This is a genomic window from Paenibacillus monticola, from assembly GCF_009664975.1.
Lineage (GTDB): Bacteria > Bacillota > Bacilli > Paenibacillales > Paenibacillaceae > Paenibacillus_AQ > Paenibacillus_AQ monticola.
Genome location: NZ_WJXB01000002.1, coordinates 925,528 through 943,857 on the forward strand (window position 1 = coordinate 925,528; position 18,330 = coordinate 943,857).

General features: G+C 45.8%; 17 protein-coding genes. 3 read left to right on the forward strand and 14 right to left on the reverse strand.

The window, feature by feature from the left end; translation table 11 throughout:
* Positions 1–114: 114 nt before the first annotated feature.
* The 10 genes from GJB61_RS08645 to GJB61_RS08690 all read right to left on the reverse strand — a co-directional run bounded on the left by GJB61_RS08645 (position 115) and on the right by GJB61_RS08690 (position 9,156).
* Positions 115–588, reverse strand: a complete 474-nt coding sequence (locus tag GJB61_RS08645) for a hypothetical protein (protein WP_229521541.1) — start codon at positions 586–588, stop codon at positions 115–117.
* A 62-nt stretch (positions 589–650) separates the two neighbouring features.
* Positions 651–1,031: a transposase gene (locus tag GJB61_RS08650; RefSeq protein ID WP_154118041.1), complete on the reverse strand. Its 381-nt coding sequence runs from the start codon at positions 1,029–1,031 to the stop codon at positions 651–653.
* Between the two features lie 460 nt (positions 1,032–1,491).
* Entirely contained in the window at positions 1,492–2,061 is a 570-nt protein-coding gene (locus GJB61_RS08655; protein ID WP_154118042.1) for a manganese catalase family protein, read from the reverse strand.
* 80 nt (positions 2,062–2,141) lie between these two features.
* A complete protein-coding gene (locus GJB61_RS08660; RefSeq protein WP_154118043.1) occupies positions 2,142–2,408 on the reverse strand; it encodes a spore coat protein CotJB in 267 nt (88 codons plus the stop codon).
* A 3-nt stretch (positions 2,409–2,411) separates the two neighbouring features.
* Entirely contained in the window at positions 2,412–2,627 is a 216-nt protein-coding gene (locus GJB61_RS08665) for a spore coat associated protein CotJA (protein WP_154118044.1), read from the reverse strand.
* 187 nt (positions 2,628–2,814) lie between these two features.
* Positions 2,815–4,167, reverse strand: coding sequence for a hemolysin family protein (locus GJB61_RS08670; RefSeq protein WP_420819732.1), 1,353 nt, complete (start codon positions 4,165–4,167; stop codon positions 2,815–2,817).
* An 18-nt stretch (positions 4,168–4,185) separates the two neighbouring features.
* Positions 4,186–5,316 carry a radical SAM/CxCxxxxC motif protein YfkAB gene (yfkAB, locus tag GJB61_RS08675; RefSeq protein ID WP_154118045.1) on the reverse strand — a complete coding sequence of 377 codons (1,131 nt, stop codon included), beginning with the start codon at positions 5,314–5,316 and terminating at the stop codon, positions 4,186–4,188.
* Between the two features lie 248 nt (positions 5,317–5,564).
* Entirely contained in the window at positions 5,565–6,668 is a 1,104-nt protein-coding gene (locus GJB61_RS08680) for an HD-GYP domain-containing protein (RefSeq protein ID WP_338115716.1), read from the reverse strand.
* 147 nt (positions 6,669–6,815) lie between these two features.
* Positions 6,816–7,643: an undecaprenyl-diphosphate phosphatase gene (locus GJB61_RS08685; RefSeq protein ID WP_154118046.1), complete on the reverse strand. Its 828-nt coding sequence runs from the start codon at positions 7,641–7,643 to the stop codon at positions 6,816–6,818.
* A gap of 76 nt (positions 7,644–7,719) precedes the next feature.
* Positions 7,720–9,156 (reverse strand): bifunctional metallophosphatase/5'-nucleotidase, encoded by a 1,437-nt coding sequence (locus tag GJB61_RS08690; RefSeq protein ID WP_154118202.1) that lies wholly within the window; start codon positions 9,154–9,156, stop codon positions 7,720–7,722.
* 140 nt (positions 9,157–9,296) lie between these two features.
* Here GJB61_RS08690 and GJB61_RS08695 point away from each other — a divergent pair, with 140 nt between their 5' ends.
* Positions 9,297–10,025, forward strand: a complete 729-nt coding sequence (locus tag GJB61_RS08695; protein ID WP_154118047.1) for a molybdenum cofactor biosynthesis protein — start codon at positions 9,297–9,299, stop codon at positions 10,023–10,025.
* 64 nt (positions 10,026–10,089) lie between these two features.
* Positions 10,090–11,130, forward strand: a complete 1,041-nt coding sequence (locus tag GJB61_RS08700; protein WP_154118048.1) for an HD-GYP domain-containing protein — start codon at positions 10,090–10,092, stop codon at positions 11,128–11,130.
* A 263-nt stretch (positions 11,131–11,393) separates the two neighbouring features.
* On the opposite strand, the gene GJB61_RS08705 is transcribed toward GJB61_RS08700, so the two are convergent.
* From GJB61_RS08705 to licT, 3 genes are all read right to left on the reverse strand, one after another.
* A complete protein-coding gene (locus tag GJB61_RS08705) occupies positions 11,394–12,851 on the reverse strand; it encodes a glycoside hydrolase family 1 protein (RefSeq protein WP_154118203.1) in 1,458 nt (485 codons plus the stop codon).
* Between the two features lie 58 nt (positions 12,852–12,909).
* Entirely contained in the window at positions 12,910–14,769 is a 1,860-nt protein-coding gene (locus GJB61_RS08710; RefSeq protein ID WP_154118049.1) for a beta-glucoside-specific PTS transporter subunit IIABC, read from the reverse strand.
* Positions 14,770–14,976: 207 nt separating this feature from the next.
* Positions 14,977–15,819: a BglG family transcription antiterminator LicT gene (gene licT, locus GJB61_RS08715; protein WP_154118050.1), complete on the reverse strand. Its 843-nt coding sequence runs from the start codon at positions 15,817–15,819 to the stop codon at positions 14,977–14,979.
* Between the two features lie 304 nt (positions 15,820–16,123).
* Between licT and GJB61_RS08720 the strand changes: the two genes are divergently transcribed.
* Positions 16,124–16,372 carry a DUF7667 family protein gene (locus GJB61_RS08720; RefSeq protein ID WP_154118051.1) on the forward strand — a complete coding sequence of 83 codons (249 nt, stop codon included), beginning with the start codon at positions 16,124–16,126 and terminating at the stop codon, positions 16,370–16,372.
* Between the two features lie 97 nt (positions 16,373–16,469).
* On the opposite strand, the gene GJB61_RS08725 is transcribed toward GJB61_RS08720, so the two are convergent.
* Positions 16,470–18,329 (reverse strand): ABC transporter ATP-binding protein, encoded by a 1,860-nt coding sequence (locus GJB61_RS08725; protein WP_154118052.1) that lies wholly within the window; start codon positions 18,327–18,329, stop codon positions 16,470–16,472.
* Position 18,330: the final 1 nt, after the last annotated feature.

The following is an 18,330-nucleotide window of genomic DNA, read 5'->3' on the forward strand; positions in this document are numbered from 1 at the left end:
CCGTTTGTTTTTTTGGTGCAAACATGGAAAAAAGTGTACAGCAAACCAAGCGGATGGAATATCCGCTTAAAAAAATGTTCATATGAACTGAATTATGCTACTCTGTAGACGAAGCTAACGGCTGATTTCCCGGATTTTGCGCATATTCTGTTGCCTTGGGCGAATGGGTCGAATCGGCAAAATGTTTTTGCGGATCAGTGCTTCTACATCGGGCGGGGGTTCATCATCCCGTGAGCGCAGGAAATGTCTACAAACATGAACGGCAACCGTGAAGTTGACTTGGTAGGGGTGCCGTTTATCCATTTGGGAAATGACGACGTGCGAGGTCATCATTTCAGCGAAATTGTACATGAGCATTCTTGCGAAAATCTCTTGGGTGATGGACTCTCGTCTTTTTGTCGTGATGACCGTTTCATAAGTGCCGCCCGGCAGGACGAAACGAACAACCCGAAAGGAAATCGGGTAAAACACGTATTCATGTAAATCCAAAAAATCAAAGGTAGCCTTAGAAGAGATGAACTTGTAAATCTCGGGGTAAGCCTTGACCTCTTTGGTTTGTTTTTTGGTGAGTGTCAGATGAACGTCCATATCAAACGCTCCGCTAGAGGGCAAACGTAAGCCCGAAAGAATACCACTGGAATCCAAATCCTTTACCCGAATGCGTAGTTCCACCCTTTGCGTTCCATATGCGCGAAATTGTTGTAACTTTCATAACCCCGATCGGCTATAACAATGGTTTTGCCTTGGATCGGGGAACGGTCAACCATAGCAGCCAGCGCCTTTCCCTCGTTGCACAACCTTCGTGGCTGAACAATGGCATCCACGTAAAGTCTGTTGCATAAGTCATAGGCTGCATTCAAATGTAGCAGGTTGTAGCCTTTCATGTTCGCTTGACTTTGAAAATAGGTGTCCGTGTCCGCACGGTCCGTTGCGATATGTAAATCCGAACCGTCAATAGCAAGTAATCGATAGCCTCGGTAGCCCCTGATATCCGTATAAGATTGCGTAAATTTGTGAAACAAGAACTCCATGGCAGGGCGGCAGGATTTTATTCCTCTGCTGAACAAAAGCAGAAGTGGTTGCGGTGTTTACGTCATACCCCTGCGATTCCAAGAGTTCCTTGTATAGGCTGTTTCCTCCCATGGAAATCAGGAGTTGCATGACCGTTTCAGAGGGCAGCTTTTTTTTTCGGGTAAAATCTCTTTCAGGATTCTTGACAAAAGGTGCGGGTGCGGCTGACATCTCTCGTATGAGGGGATGTCAGCGTTTCTTTTAGCGAATTCGCGTACTCATTCATTCGCGTGTAAACTCCTAGTTTTTCAAGGGGCTTCGCCACACACGCTTCCATCTGCATGTCAAGTTCTATTTTTTCGTGCGAAAAAAGAGCGGGTTATCTTTTCGATAACCTGCTCTTTTTTTTGAATTTTGGCCCTGCGCTTTAACTTAATGACATTGCCCGGTTGGCTGCTCTTTTTTATTTAGGAGCTTTCCTCAGAATACCTTCTTCTTCTCCCGATCCTCAATCAAAATCTGCACCGACTCTTTAAACCGAATCGCATGAATAATCTCCCGCTCCCGCAGGAACTTCAGGCTGTCCTGCAGATCTACGTCATCCGTCATGTCAATCAACCACTGATATGTAGCCCGGGCCTTCTCCTCTGCGGCGATGTCCTCATATAAATCAGCCAGCGGATCGCCTTTGGCTGCGATATAGGTAGCTGTAAACGGAACCCCAGCGGCGTTGTTATAGAACAGTGCATGATCGCGCGTCGCATAATTCGGGCCGAGTCCTGCGGCCTCCAGTTGCTCAATCGTGGCGTCCTTGGTCAACTTATAGATCATGGTCGCAATCATCTCAAGATGGGCGAACTCCTCAGTTGAGATATCATTTAATACACCGATCACCTTGTCCGGTATACTATATCTCTGGTTCATATAGCGCAGCGCGGCTGCCAGTTCGCCGTCCGCACCTCCATATTGCTCCATCAAATAACGCGCCATCCGGACATCGCATTTGCTGACACGCACCGGATATTGCAGCTTTTTCTCATATATCCACATTCAGGAACTTCCCCTCCTCAGATCTTAAGTAGTGGGCAATACTCACCGGTAAACGATTAACGTTCAACAATATAGCTTTTTCACACCTGCCAGGGCCAAGGACTCTGGTTCCATTCCCACGGACATTTGGAATACGCTCGGCCGAAGTTCTGCAGGGGTCCGTACAGCTCTTGAAACTGCTTCGCTAAGCGAGTGCGCTCCTGGGTTAGTTGGTTGAACTGTTGAATACTTCTTAAATCCTCTGGATGAGTATTCAGGTACAGATTGAGCTCAACTAGGGCGAAGTCTAGAATCTGCAGCTGTTCCAGCATCTCATAATAACGGGGCTCGCAAGGGTTTGCCTCCATAACCTAGTTCTCTCCTCTACACTTGGACTCATACGGACTGAACAGCGCCGGCCAGAGCGTACCCGCTCTCAATGCTTCAGGTAAACTAAACTGCTGCAGATCGGGCGGCTGAAAAGTGATGAATTGATTAGGGGGTACAACAAACGTCTTGAACGGTACAGGCGGGCAGGGATCAAACGGCCCCCTATACGGTGTGTACACACGTTCTTGTGAATTCAAAGTTACATCCTCCTAGTGGTTCAAGATAACTGCTTCGGTAGCCGTTATTCTGAACCTTATCCTTTATAACTAATTTATGATGGGTGCCCAAAGATTAAGACGGATGACGCAAAAAAAACCTTACCCTGCAAGAGCGACACTCGCTCTCCTAAGGTAAGGTTGATTCGTGTAAAACCTATATGCAATCTTAATCCTCATCCGTCTCTGAAGAGTTATCTTCTACCCGGACAGGTGGCTCACGATGAATATTAATTCTCGTAATCCGTAGTCTTGTTGATTCTTCTACTTCAAAAATAACATTTCCAACGATAACTCGTTTTCCTTTGGCAGGATTGCCCTCCAACTCCTTGAACAGCCAGCCACCGATCGAATCTACTTCCTCATCCTCAATAACTACACCTGTGATATTGTTGACATCCTCAATCAGCATACGGCCTTCCACAGAAATGTATTCACCATTACGTTCCACGCTTGGTCGTTCATTCTCGAATTCATCATGCAAATCGCCAACAATCTCTTCCATGATTTCTTCCACTGTCAGCAGGCCGGCGGTACCGCCATATTCATCTACAACAAGAGTGAGCTGGGCTTTATTCTTCTGCATTAACCGCAGCACATGGCTAATCTCCATGGACTCCGGCACATTGAGAATAGGGCGAACGAGTGTCTTTAGATCATTCTGTTGCTCAGGTGGCGCAAATAACAGGTCTGTAATATGAATAAAGCCGATAATCCGGTCCTTATCCTCCAGAGCAACCGGATAGCGAGAATGCTTTGTTTCGATGATGATATTCATATTCTCTTCCAACGTAAGGTTACTGTATAACACGTCCATATCCGTACGCGGAAGCATGACTTCCCGGGCCAGCAGATCGGAGAATTCAAAAATATTGTCCATGAGCTTCATTTCATCTTTGTCGATGACCCCGCTCTTGGCGCTCTGATTCATCAAAATACGGATTTCTTCCTCAGAGTGAGCCGCTTCGGCTTCATTCGCAGGCTCGACACCTACCAGTCGCAACAGTGCGTTCGCCGATGCGTTAAGTACCCAGATAAAAGGCATAAACACATTATAGAAGAACATCAGCGGTGCGGATAACACCAGCGCGGTGCCTTCAGTTTTTTGAATAGCCAGGGACTTCGGTGCAAGCTCCCCCAGCACTATATGTAGAAAAGTAATAATCGAAAATCCGATAATAACAGATACAGTCGCAATCACTGTAGAGTCGGTGACCCCAAAATTGTACATTAACGGTTCAACCAGCAGCTCCGAAATGGCGGGCTCCCCAACCCAGCCCAGTCCAAGTGAAGCCAAGGTAATCCCAAACTGTGTAGCAGATAAATAAGAATCCAATCTTTTATTTACCTTTAATGCGTAACCAGCCATTTTGTTGCCTTCGCTGACCAATTGTGTCAACCGAGACTGCCTAACCTTAACCAAAGAGAACTCCGCCGCCACAAAGATACCGTTCAATAACACGAGCACCAGAACCAGCAAAAGATTAAGCAGCAATCTTCCTACTTCAAATTCCGTATGCACTATAATAACGCCCCATTTCTACAGAGTGATCGCTTTTCTTGCTTTAAAATCAACATTCGGGTAATACATATCTGCCACCAAAAGATTAGGCCCACAACAGCTAGCTGCGTCACAGTGACAATTCACCTTCTGATTAAGGGGATGTTTAGTCTGCCACTCTACAAATATGTCATCCAGCTTACGGCTTGCAATGTTACCAAAAGCGGCAATATCAGCAAAATCTGTAACAAAGACATCCCCTGTAAACAGGTTTACGTTCACTCGGTTCCGACCATCTGGATCATTGCGAAGCGTAACGTTCTGCTCGGTCCGTAATCTGCGCAGCAGCGACTGATCCTCTTCTAATGAGCTGCAGGCAAAGAAAGGAAGCGTTCCGAACAGCATCCACATTTCCGGATCACGGTTATCCAGCAGATTATGAATGGCGGCAGCCATTTCCGATAACGAGAGCACCGGCAGTGCCGAAGCAAAGCTGGTAGCATACATCGGATGTACCTCATGCCGCTTGGCTCCCATGTTACGAATCAGTTGGTGAATCTCCGGCAGTTTGGTATGCGTACGATAGTTAATCATGGTTTCGGCAGAAATGAACATTCCATCGCTACTTAAGCGACGGGAATTCTCGATCATGGTGTCATACAATCGGTACGCAGCGGGCTTAGACACTGGATGACCGCTGTTGGCAAAGCCTACCTCATGAAAATCGTCACCGTTCACATAATTGAATGAGATATGCATAACGTCCAGATAGGGAAGCAGCAACTCGTAGCGAGAATATGGCATCGTCAAATTGGAGTTAATCTGTGATTTCACACCGCGCTCCTTGGCGTATTTCAACAGCGGAACTATCATATTCTTCACGGTTTCAGCCCGGAACATCGGCTCTCCGCCTGTGATACTAATCGTCTGAAGATGCTCCACTTCCTCCAAGCGGTCAAGCATTTGCTTAAGCGGCAGCATTTCTCCTTCTTTAGCAGTCAGAGCATCACCTACAGCACAGTGCTCACACCGCATATTACATAAATTTGTAACTGTCATCTCCACACTTGTCAGTACATGTCTCCCTTGCTCGCGGAGAGAAGTAATCGGATCCCATGGATCGTAGCTTGGCGACAGCTCCTTTATTGGTGATGATCTAAATACATTCATTAGTAATTACTCCTTCAAAGCTTATTCCTTAACTCATTCCTTATTATTAACCCAAAATAGTCCTGAACGAACGTTGACTTACCCTATATCATACCACGTCAAGCCAAAAAACTGCATTTCTATGTGTTCAGGACAACTCTGATTCTTATTTCTGCAAAAAACAGAAAACAGCGCGAATGAAATCAAGTCCCGCGATAATAGCGGTTCACCTGATTGTCTCTCCACGCTGCGTGCTGCAATAATGATATTCATGTCGGATTATGAACAGGTTCTCCTTGATCTGCCACATCAACGATGACAACGGAAAGCGCCTTGCTCAGATCCCGCTCGAACGGAACAACTTCCTCACCTTCAGCACCTTTAAAGATACGCACAACTGGTCGGTGTGGTGTACTGGGATCTATCTTGACCACAACTCCACTCTCTCCAGTACTAAGAGTCACTGTAAGACCTAATGGATAGATCGCCACGCGATCTCTAAATAGTTCAAGCTGCTTTTGCTCATAAAGCGTTCCAGATCCTACATAAAGCGCCTCTACTGCCTGATGTGGCAGCATCGCTTTTTTGTATATTCGGTTCGAGGTCATAGCGTCATAAGAGTCTGCCACTCCAAGCCACTTGGCATATTCATGAATTTGCGGCCCGGTCAGGCCGCGTGGATAGCCGGAGCCGTCAATGCGCTCATGATGCTGGAAGGCGCAATGCGCAGCGAGCAGTGGGATATTGGGTTCCTCCTTGAGAATCCGGTAGCCGATCTCCGTATGAGCCTGCATGTGACGAAATTCCTCTTCGCTGAGCAGTCCCGGCTTCTGTACGATTTTGATCGGAATCTGCGTTTTACCAATATCATGCAGCAGAGCGCCCAATCCTATCACTCTGAGTTCCTCTTTGCTGTAGCCGTGAGCTATGGCCAGCACAAGTGTATACAGACATACATTCAGTGAATGAACATACAGATAGTTGTCCGTCGTATGCATATCTAGCAGCATTATCATCGGATCTTCCTGTAAAGACATATCATCCAATATATTGTCCATAAGCTTGGAGAACTTTTTATCCAAATGATAAAAACCCTTAGTAATGCCGGAAGCACCGGACATTTGCTGAAACTGGTTTCTGATCACTTTAAGCGCCTGGTTGCGCGTTTCGTCCTGCAGCATTCCAGAAATAATAACGTCTTCCGTGAACGAATCCTCAATGTAGATGTAGCCGATATCGAGCTTAGCCAAACGTTTGATCAGCGGATCACTCAGCTCCACACCATCTGCGAGCAGAATCAATCCTTCATCATTATATATTTTTTTGCCCAGCTTCATTCCCGCCTGAAGCCGATTCACGGATACTAATCGCACCTTGGCTCACTCCTGCCTTTAACGGTAAATTGCTATTCTGTCTTGAACTCCCTGGGTTACACACTTTGTCTATACCGTTACCTCAAGAGAACAGGCAAGCTCTCCTCAAGAACAACTCTGATTCCGTGCCATTATCACTAAATGGTATTAACGCATAACTAACAACCAGAACAGAGCCGCTAGAATAAATCGATAAATTGCGAAATGGGTCAGTCTGATTTTTTGAATCCATTTCATAAATAAAATCACCACAATATAGGCTACTACAAAAGAAACCAGAAATCCAATTACAAAGTATGTAATGGTCTCACTCGTGAAGTAACGGTAGGAATCCAGCAGCTCATAACCCGAAGCAGCACACATAATCGGAATCGCGATGAGAAAGGAAAAATCCGCTGAAGCCTTATAGCTGACTCCGCTCAGCATACCGCCTGAGATTGTAGATCCTGAACGTGAGAATCCAGGCCATAACACTGAAATAATCTGATAAAAGCCGATAGCCAGCGCCTGCCCATAGGATAAATCGTCAAGCTCATGCGCAGTGACACGAATCTTGCGTTTGTTTACCCATTCAGCGATGATCATTAATATCCCGCCGGCAACAAGAGCCCAAAGTACTGTAGTAGCCCCAAAAAGACTTTTAATAAAATCACGAGCGAAGAAGGCTACCAGAAGTGCTGGGGCTATCCCGAGAATCACATGGATCAGATTCAAGCGGGAAGTCGGCATTACACCACCTCTGACCTGGCGGTTTCGTCCTATACCGAGTAAATTGAGTATACGCTGGCGGTAGACTAGTGCAATGGCTAGAATCGCACCCAGTTGAATTACAATTTCATAAGTCTTCATTATCGGTGTCTGATCTGAAAAACCTAAGAGTTGGGCCGTTAAAATCATATGTCCTGTGGAAGAAACCGGGATAAACTCGGTGATACCTTCAACAATCGCCAGAATTATTGCTGTAATAGTGTCCATAAAATCCTCCTGATCTGTGGGAATTAAAATGCGGCAAGCTGATTCTCAAATGTACACTTAGAGATAAATACGTTGCTTATGGGAAGTTGCTCTCCCAGCGGGTGATCACGCATTCGTCTAGACTTCCAGGACGTTGCAGTTCCATCTGCAACAGATCGCGTAGGAAATGGGGTAACAAAAACAAGGCATCCTTTCCATTCATAATCGTCTCATATCCAGCGCCAAAAGTGAACATGTCTAGCGTCCCGACATTATACTCGCGATTGTCATCCAGAAGCTCTCCTTCGACAAAAAATGCAATACCGCTATCATACGGCATTTTTAAGGGATCGTACAATATTTTCATGCCATCTACTGCCAAACTGCCCAGCTGATGACCTCGAAAACCATATCCATAAATTGCCTTATTGCGAAATTCTTCGGTAAGGCTTTGTTCCAGAGCTGTACGAATATCTCGTCCCGCCAGCTTTACTACACATGAGTTAATCGGCGAAGGACATAGAGCATGCAGCATCCCGGAAGTGATCTCTCCTGCTGGCAATGAACCTAATAACTGACCTGTATTCACCAGAGACAGCGAGCTTCCTGTAAAGCGGCGTACTGCCTGTGCCAACAAATTGCCAAAGGGTGATTCTCCTTGCAGATTTATCGGCAGCTCCCGGTCGGTTATTGCAACTGTCTCCCGCAATACTTCTTGGGCATGCTTCAGATGAACATCAACAGCAGGACCAATGCTCACTTCGGAAAGTGTGGGATCAATAGGAATACATTCACCTGTTATCAGCTTAAAGCCCGCTTCGTCTCCCGATCGTTCAAAAACAAGCCGGCCGACATATCGTCCGAATTTCCCGGCACCACATACAGCTGTACCGTTAATCATTAACGGTTCCTCCAGCAAATGATGAGTATGACCCCCGAGTATAGCATGCACCCCATCTAGTCTCTCAGCCAGCAGTTGGTCTGCTGGAAGCCCAAGATGAGATAAAATAATCAGAACGTCCACCTGCGGAGCCAGCAGAAGACATTGTTCACGGAGTGCAGTCTCAGGGTCCAAGGCATCCCATCCCAAGAGTGAATAGAACGCTGTGAATGCTGCTGTGGCTCCGGTCACTCCAATTCGAAGTCCATCCTTCTCCAGAATAGCATGACGTTTCATCCAAGATGGAGGTTCTCCTGTTGAACTCTCCACAAAATTACAACAAACTACAGGGCATTGCAAACCTGTGAAGATAGCACTCAGTATCTCCGGAGAGAAGGTTAGTCCTTCGTTATTCCCGATAGTGACGGCATCATACCCTGTCAGGTTCATCACATCGATATTCGCCTGACCCATGGTACCTTCTGTCTCTACTGCAGCCCGATCCATATGGTCACCCACATCCAGCAGCAGCAAGGGCTCTTCTCCCGCTACGGCCTTCTGTGCGGCAATCACTGCTGCCAAAGGGCTCATCATTTCAAAATGGCTATGTATATCATTGGTATGAAGTATGGTTAATCTTTGCGGCACGGGCATCATAGCAACATCCCTCCCACCAGTAAGGCCACTCATTATTGAAGCAGCTGGCACGTGATCTTATAAAGCCTAGCATAACATTTTCAAGCTTAATATGGTATATTGGAATCATTATTATATTAATTGCGAGGTGAATAAGTATGCAAATTACAATCCGTCTATTCGCTGGATTGGCCGAAGTTATCGGTTCCTCTTCACTGTCGTTTGATGTAGCGGAGGATACTCTAACGGCGGGTAAATTAAAGGAACTTCTCTCAGCCTCCTATCCGGATGCAGCCCCCCAAATTGCGGTTTCTTTGGTTGCCATTGATCGGGAATACGCCCCAGATGATTCACCCATCTCCGCAGCAGCAGAAGTTGCGCTTATCCCTCCCGTTTCCGGGGGCGAAACCGGTTCTGTAACCGAGAGTACACCCAACGGTCTTTACATGATTACGGATCAACCTTTAGTCGCTGAGAAGCTTCTGGATAAAGTACTAGATGCTGATCACGGAGCCTCACTACTATTTGTTGGAACGACACGTGAGATGACGGAAGGACGGCGTACAACCGCACTCTTTTATGAAGCTTATATTCCCATGGCCCTGAGCAAACTTCAGGAGATCGGCAACGAAGTTCAGAAGCGCTGGAACGCTCATTGTGCGATTTCTCATCGCATAGGCTATGTGGGACTAAAGGAAGCTAGCGTTATCATTGCTGTATCTGCTGCTCATCGCGAACTTTGTTATGAAGCTAGTCGGTTGGCGATTGAAATGCTGAAACAGGCCGTCCCCGTCTGGAAAAAGGACATTAATGAATCGGAGCAACAATGGTTAGGCTCTGATCCGTTGGCTGCTGCTTTCGAAAATATATCATCAACTACTCTTTGATCATTGAATAATTCCAGCTTTGTTGCTATGCTGAAAAAAATCGATAGATAAGGTGGCATAGGCATTGAGAGTACACGTCACGGATCTAAAACCCGGTCATTTCTTGGGAGAAGATACCTTTAGTTCCAGAGGACTTCACGTATTAGCTAAAGGTACAAAGCTTCGGATAGAAGAAATTGCCAAGTTGATGCAACACAGCGTAGACTATGTTGATATCGAGGTAGTCACTGAAGAACCTCCCCCCACAAGAAGAGCATCTATCATTAAAGCCGTGACCGGGAATTTTGACACGATGATCGACGGTTTTGAATCTGTATATATGGAGGCGTTGACTGAAGGACGCTTTAATCAATCGCTGGTTGATGACGTGCTTCAGCCCACACTGCTATCACTAGACAAACATAAAGATGTCGTCACTTTGTTGTTGCTGCTTGACCGTGAGGATAATTATACTTATAATCACTCCTTGCAGGTAGGCATGCTTTCTTATTATATAGCGACTTGGCTCGGATATTCTAAACGAGAATGCTACGAAATTGGCCGATCCGGATATCTGATAGACATTGGTAAATGCCGAATTTCACCCGCTCTACTCAACAAGCCAGGAAAGTTAACTTCACTTGAGTTTGAGGAAGTTAAACTCCATACTACATACGGTTACGAGATTATCCGCAATTCCATGGATGACAAACATACGGCTCTAGTTGCCCTTCAGCACCATGAACGTGAAGATGGTTCCGGCTACCCCGGTAAACTGACTGCATCCGAGATCCACCCTTACGCCCAGATTGCTGCTATAGCTGATATATACAGTGCAATGACAACACCGCGAGTTTATCAGTCCAAGCAGGAGCTGATTTCAGTTCTGCGTGAAATCCACAATCTCAGCTTCGGCAAGCTTAACGGAAAATCAGTACAGGCCTTTATCCAGCATTTAATGCCCAACTTCATTGGCAAGCGCGTATTATTGAGCACCGGGGACATGGGTGTAATTGTGCTGAACAACCCAATCGATGTGTTCCGTCCACTAGTGCAAAGCGGTGGGAAGTTCCTCGACCTGTCCCGTGACCGAAATATCGCAGTGGTGGAGATTTATATGGAATAACCCCTTTCGATCCCTCCCAAACCCTCCCTTCCAAGGGAGGGCCTAGAAGGGCTCCGCCCTCTGGACACATGGAAGCTTGGCGGAACATCGCGGTTATTGTGGACGAATGGGACTACGGATCATCAGCTCGCCTTGAGCCTCCCTGCTTTGCTGCGCAAAGGGCGGGTGGCTCAAAGCTACATTAAATAAGGGTAACCTAACAGTCATGTGATTTAATGACTGTGGGTTACCCTTTTTCTAGAGGGATACTCTAGCTTTATCGTTTACAGCTCCTCGCCATTGCTAGCGATAACCTTTTTATACCACTCAAAAGAATCCTTCTTGGAACGCGCCAGCGTCCCATTGCCGTCATCATCCAGATCAACGTAGATGAACCCGTAACGTTTGGACATTTCGGAGGTGGACATGCTCACTAGGTCGATAGGTCCCCAACTAGTGTAGCCTATCAGCTCAACCCCATCCATGATGGCCTCTTTCATCTGATTGATGTGTTGGCGATGGTAGTCAATCCGATAAGTGTCATGAATGGAACCATCCGCTTCGACTTTGTCATACGCACCCAGACCATTTTCCACAATAAATAGCGGTTTGCGGTAACGATCATACATGGTGTTCAGCATAATGCGCAGACCAACTGGGTCAATCTGCCAACCCCATTCGGAAGCATTCAGGTACGGATTCTTCACTCCACCAAACAGGTTGCCTTGAGCTCGTTCCCCCTCTGGGTTTGTGGACACCGTTAAAGTCATGTAATAGCTGAAAGCCACATAATCAACTGTATTCTCCCGCAAAATCTCATCGTCACCCAACTCTTTCTGAATAACGATATCATTGTCCGCAAAGTAGCGATCCATGTATCGCGGATATTCGCCACGAGAGTGCACATCTGTAAAATACAGATTCAGCTGGTTCTCATGTTGATTCAGCCGCACATCCTCGGGATTACAGGTATTCGCATAGCTTTCCATGCGGGCCAGCATACATCCCATTTGTGAACCAGGAATGATCTCATGAACTAGTTTAGTCGCTAAGGCGCTAGCTACAAATTGATGGTGCAAGGCCTGATAGATCGTTTGCAGTTTGTTCTCGGAACGGTCGATCACAACGCCGCCACCGGTAAACGGACTAAGTGTCATCATGTTAATTTCGTTAAAGGTAATCCAATATTTCACTTTAGCTTTATAGCGTGTGAAGACGGTTTGTGCGTAGGTGGTAAAACATTCAACGACTTCGCGGCTGGCCCAGCCATTATATTTCTGCGTTAGCCCAAGCGGAGTTTCATAATGAGCCAGCGTCACCAGCGGTTCAATTCCGTATTTATGCAATTCGTCAAAGACATTATCATAGAATTGCAATCCAGCTTCATTTGGTTTAGCATCATCACCATTCGGGAAAATACGCGCCCAGTTAATGGACAGGCGGAATACTTTAAAGCCCATTTCGGCAAACAAGGCAATATCCTCTTTATAGCGGTGGTAGAAATCGATGCCTTCCCGTTTCGGAAAACGGGCCTCGAACTCTCCCGACAGTATTTGCTCAATACGCTCCGAGTTGATTTCAATAGCGTGGTCGTTAGTCCGTTCTGCCTTTGGGATATAAGCAACCATATCTGCACTGGACAAACCCTTGCCGTCAGCATCAAATGCGCCTTCTAATTGATTGGCTGCCGTGGCGCCTCCCCATAAGAAATCGGTTGGAAATCCTTTGATACTCTTATTCATATTGTTGCTCATGATCGGGTGTACTCCCTTTTTATGTGATTGATGTATCCTTAGCTAACTAATTAACCACTGTTAATAGGTATTCCCCATTTTCCACATTCGTCTTAGCACTTTTGAGGACATCCAAATAATTAGCCGAATTGGTTACTATAATAGGCGTAGCCGTTACGAATCCTGCTGCCTTGATCGCTTCTACATCAAATTCCAACAGCAACTGTCCTTGCTTCACCTGATCTCCTTCTTTTACCCGTTTCTCGAAGAACTTACCCTTTAGCTTCACAGTATTGACGCCAACGTGGATTAAGAGTTCAGCCCCTTCATCGGAAGTGATACCGATTGCATGTCCTGTTGGAAAGATCGTCGTAATAGTTCCGTTTACGGGTGAAGTCAATCTGCCGGAAGAGGGTTCAATCACAATCCCTTTACCCATTGCCCCTGAGGCAAAGGCTTCATCTGGCAAAGACTCTAGCGATTGAAGGATGCCCGTCAAGGGGCTAACAATTACTTCTTTTTCAATTAAACTGTCTGCTGTATAAGTTGGAACTTCAGGGGTTTGCTCTGGACTGGCAACAGTCGGATCATCAAAACCCAAGACAAACACAAGCAGAAGTGCAAGTACAAAGGCCACGACTAAACCGACCACCACCCACACAAATCCGGTTCCGAAATAAGTCGGCAAGGCCAGCAGACCTGGCAGGGAGAACGCCAAAGCTCTTGCTCCGCCAACAGCTATAATAGCGCCTCCTATTGCGCCAGAAACACAGGCATAGATAAATGGTTTTTTCAATTTAAGCGTTACTCCATAAATCGTTGGCTCTGTGATACCAAACACCGCCGCCAGGGTTGATGAACCTGCTAAAGCTTTCATTTGTGGGTTTTTCGATTTCAAGAATACCCCGAATACTGCACCCGCTTGAGCAATAACTGCTGCGGACAGGATAGGCAGCATCGTATCGTAGCCCAGACTGGCTATATTGCTCAGCATGATCGGGACAAAACCCCAATGAACGCCAAAGATTACAAAAACCTGCCAGAACGCCCCTGCAATTGCACCCGCCACCAGCGGACTAAGATTATATAACCAGGTATAGCCTGAGGCCAAACCATCACTAATCAGGGAACCTACAGGACCGAAGGCCAGGAATGTCAAAGGAATAACAATCAGCAACGCGAACATGGGCACAAGTATATTTCTAACCGATTCATGAATAAAGGAACGAAACCATTTCTCAATATAGGATTGCACCCAAACCGCCAAGATGATCGGGATTACACTAGAGGAATAATTCACAAGAATAATAGGTATCCCGAGAAAGCCCAATGAATCTGTACTGCCAACTGCAGCAATAATCGACGGATAGATTAACGCCCCCGCTACCGCAACGGATACAAATTGATTAGTCTGGAATTTCCGGGCCGCTGTAATCGCCAACAGAACAGGTAGAAAGTAGAACACACTGTCTGATGCTGCATTTAAGATCAGGTAAGTTCCGCTAGTACCCGCAATCCAATTCAGAGACAGGCACAAAGCTAACAATCCTTTGAGTACTCCTGCACCTGCTAATGCACCTAGAATTGGCGAGAATATGCTGGAAATAATATCAACTGCTTTGCCTAAAAAGTTCGTACTATCCGAAGCATCTGCTTTATCATTGTCTTTGTCGGCATCCTGCAAGTTGGTCTCTTTCATAATTTGGTCAAATACTGATCCTACATTATTTCCAATAACGACTTGAAACTGGCCGCTGTTCTCTACGACAGTTATTACCCCAGGGGTTTTCTCTAACGCTATTTTATTTGCCTTGCTGGTATCCTTTAATCTAAATCTTAAGCGGGTCGCACAATGAAAGACTGATTTAACATTATCTTCACCACCAACCAGCGAGATAATTTCCTTCGATAGTTCTTTGCTGCTCATATTTATGTCTCTCCTCTACATTCATTGAAAGCTGTGAATAGGTTGCAGCAGTTATAAGATGCGCTAGCATTCAACTACACTGCCCTTATATTTCAAGAAAAACCTGAACTCACGGTAAAATGAACGTCAAGTAACGTCGATTTTGCCATCAGTTCAGGTTTTGCCTGCCTTACCAGTAACACCCTGTAGATTGATGAAAATATGCTGTTATATGGAGTTGCGTTCGGTCACCCGCTGGATATGAATAGTGAGATAGACATACTCATCCTTGCTTAAGGACTGTCCATAGGATTTCTCTAGATACTCATTGATCTTCTTCGCACATTCATACGCTTTTACATAGGTAATCTTCACTTGATTATAGAGAAACTCCTCACCGCTATTATTGCTCTCCTTGTGCAGCACTCTCATGGCAAAGTACTGCAAATGGGTCAAAAAGCGTGAATAGTTAAGCGTACTCTCATCCAAAACCACACTGTAATGATAAGTTACAATGTTTAAAATGTTCTGGACAATTTCCGTCATTTTTACGGTGGATTTCATTTCATTGCCGTCCATCCTGGCATTTACCAGATGCAGCGCAATAAAGCCAGCCTCATCTTCTCCGAGCGAAAGCCCCGTAGTGTTCTGGATAAATTTGAGCGCATCCATCCCAATAGAGAATTCTTTCCGATAGAAGCGTTTAATTTCGAACAACATCGCATTTTTGAGCACGATGCCTTTTTCGTAACGTTGAACAGCAAAATGGATATGGTCGGTCAAGGTCAAATAAATATTATCACTTAACTCAGTCCCTAGAACATCATTTGCATAAGTAACAATTTCATTCGCCAATTCCAAATGGGCCACAGGGATATCATTCAAAAGCTCGGTTAGCTTGGCCGTGAACTCGTTCTCATTCAGCAGAAAAATTTTATCTACCTTGTCTGGATCGACGTAGTCGCCCACTACCTTGTTAAAGGATATCCCTCTCCCCATGACAATGACTTCCTTACCCTTTTGGTTCTTGGTCAACAAGACATTGTTATTGAGGACCTTCTCGATAATCATCTATATTCACCTCCTGCATCATACTTTGTACAAAAAAAGCCTAAGTTGATCCCAATATCATTTAGAAAATGATACTCGAATCAGCTTAGGCATTGCCCACGTTAGCGGTCACAATCCTGTATTAATATTATTGTAGCATAAAATTAAGCGATTACAATATTTTTATTCGCCGATGAAGGATTACTTGATATAAACGTTTTTGATCTTTCCAAGGTTTAACCTCTTGAACATTGGGATAGACTGATCAGTGCATGAAATCAACAACAGCCCAGCTGTACATTATCGAAAAAAGAGGCTGATCCCTATGCTACCCGTTCATGAGCGTCTTGCTGAACTATTTATCCTAAGCCGCCAACGCCAGCTTACTACAACCGAAGAAGTCGAGCAGCAGCAGTGTTTGCAGGTAAATGCCATGTATTGCTGGGAGCTGGCACGCCTAAATAATGAATTGCTTCTGGCCGTTCGCACTGAAGATGCCGAATGGCAGCTCGATATTGATGCACAGCTGTTTGAATTACGCGCAACAGGCAGAGTGTCCAGACGCCGCAAGTAAAGAAGCTCCTTAGTTGCTTGAAATGAAATAACAGCAGCCCGCTTCCACTATTGCTTTTGCAAAGGGAAGGGGCTACTGCGTTTGAACTACCTATTCATTATAGAAACCTGAACTGCGCTTCAATCAGACCGTTATACACACCGTCATGGGAGGTCAGTTCACGATGGGTTCCTTCTTCTTTGATCTCACCATGATCCAGAACAACAATTTTGTCGGCATGCCGAATGGTTGATAGTCGGTGAGCGACGATAAATGAAGTTCGTCCTTGCAGCAAGATTTTGAGCGCATCCTGAATCTTCAGCTCCGTCTCCGTATCAATACTCGCTGTCGCTTCATCCAGGATCAGAATCCGTGGATTGGCCAGCAGTGCCCGGGCAAAGGAGAGAAGCTGCCGTTGTCCCATGGACAACGCACTGCCGCGCTCTTCAACCTCCGTCTCATAACCTCCGGGAAGTTTGGTGATGAAGTCATGTGCGTCCACCGCTTTAGCGGCTTCCTCCACTTCCTTGTCGGTGGCATCGAGTCGCCCAAAACGGATATTATCCCGAATCGTTCCCGAGAAAATAAAGGTATCCTGCAAAACGATACTGACTTGCGTGCGCAGACTTTCCAACGTCACCTCACGGATATCAATGCCATCAATGGTAATTCGTCCGGCCGTAATATCATAAAATCGACTAATCAGGTTAATGATAGTACTTTTTCCGGAACCCGTATGACCGACAAGCGCGATCGATTGCCCCGCCTTGACGTCCAGACTAATACCCTTTAAAGCTGCACGCCCCTTTTCATATTCGAACACAACCTGATCAAAATTGATGTCGCCGCGAATCGTTGGCAGTGGTTTGGCTCCAGGCTTATCTTGAACTGATGGCTGCTCATCCAAATACTCAAAGATCCGTTCCGAGGAAGCCATTGCTACCAGCAGCTGATTATACATCTGCCCCAAACGGTTAATAGGGTCCCAGAAATTACTGACATACGTACTGAAAGCGACGAGAAAGCCTATGGTGAGTTCACCTGATTCAATAAGATGAGCTCCATACCAGAACAGAATCATGGTTCCGAAGCCGCCTGTGATCTCAATAATTGGACCAAACGCTTGGTTCATCGCTGAAGCCTTATTCCAGGATTTCCGGCTATCTGTATTCATTGCATCGAAATAATTCATATTTTCCTGTTCCTGCGTATACGCCTGCGTAACTCTAATCCCCTGAATCGATTCATTTAGATGTGAATTGATTCTGGAATTCTTCATCCGCACATCCTGCCAGGCCAGCCGGATCTTCTGGCGCAGCTTAGTCGAGACTAGGAACATGACCGGTACGGTAATCATCACGGCAAGGCCCAACTTCCAGTTAATCAGCAGCAAAATAACCATAATTCCAAGCAGCTGGACACAGTCGATCATCAAATTGACGACCCCGTTCGTAAACAGATCCTGCAGAGAGTTGATATCATTCGTTACCCGTACTAATACTGAGCCTGCCGGACGTTTATCGAAGAAGTTGAACGACAGCTTCTGAATATGTCTGAACAAGTCCGAGCGCAGATCATAAATGACTCTTTGTCCGATCACATTGGTATACTTAATCCGGTAAACACCAGCGATCCATTGAATTAAATATAAAACAACGACACTAGCCGTAAGCGTGTAAAGAAGGGTCAGACTTGGGTGTCCGTCCTTGGGAGCAATCGCCTTGTCTATGGCGAGACTCGTCAGGAAGGGAACAGTCAGCTTAGTAATCGTCCCGAGAATCATCATGATCGATACGAGCGGAAGCATCTGCCTCGCATATGGCTTCATATATCCGAATAATCTGGTGAACTGCTTCCAGTCAAACGCCTTGTCAATCAGATCGTCATCTTTATATACAAAACGCTCATCAAGAATTTCTGCTTGCGTCTTCTTCTTCTTTGAACCCCTGGCTATATTTTGATTAGCTTCAAGTTTCATA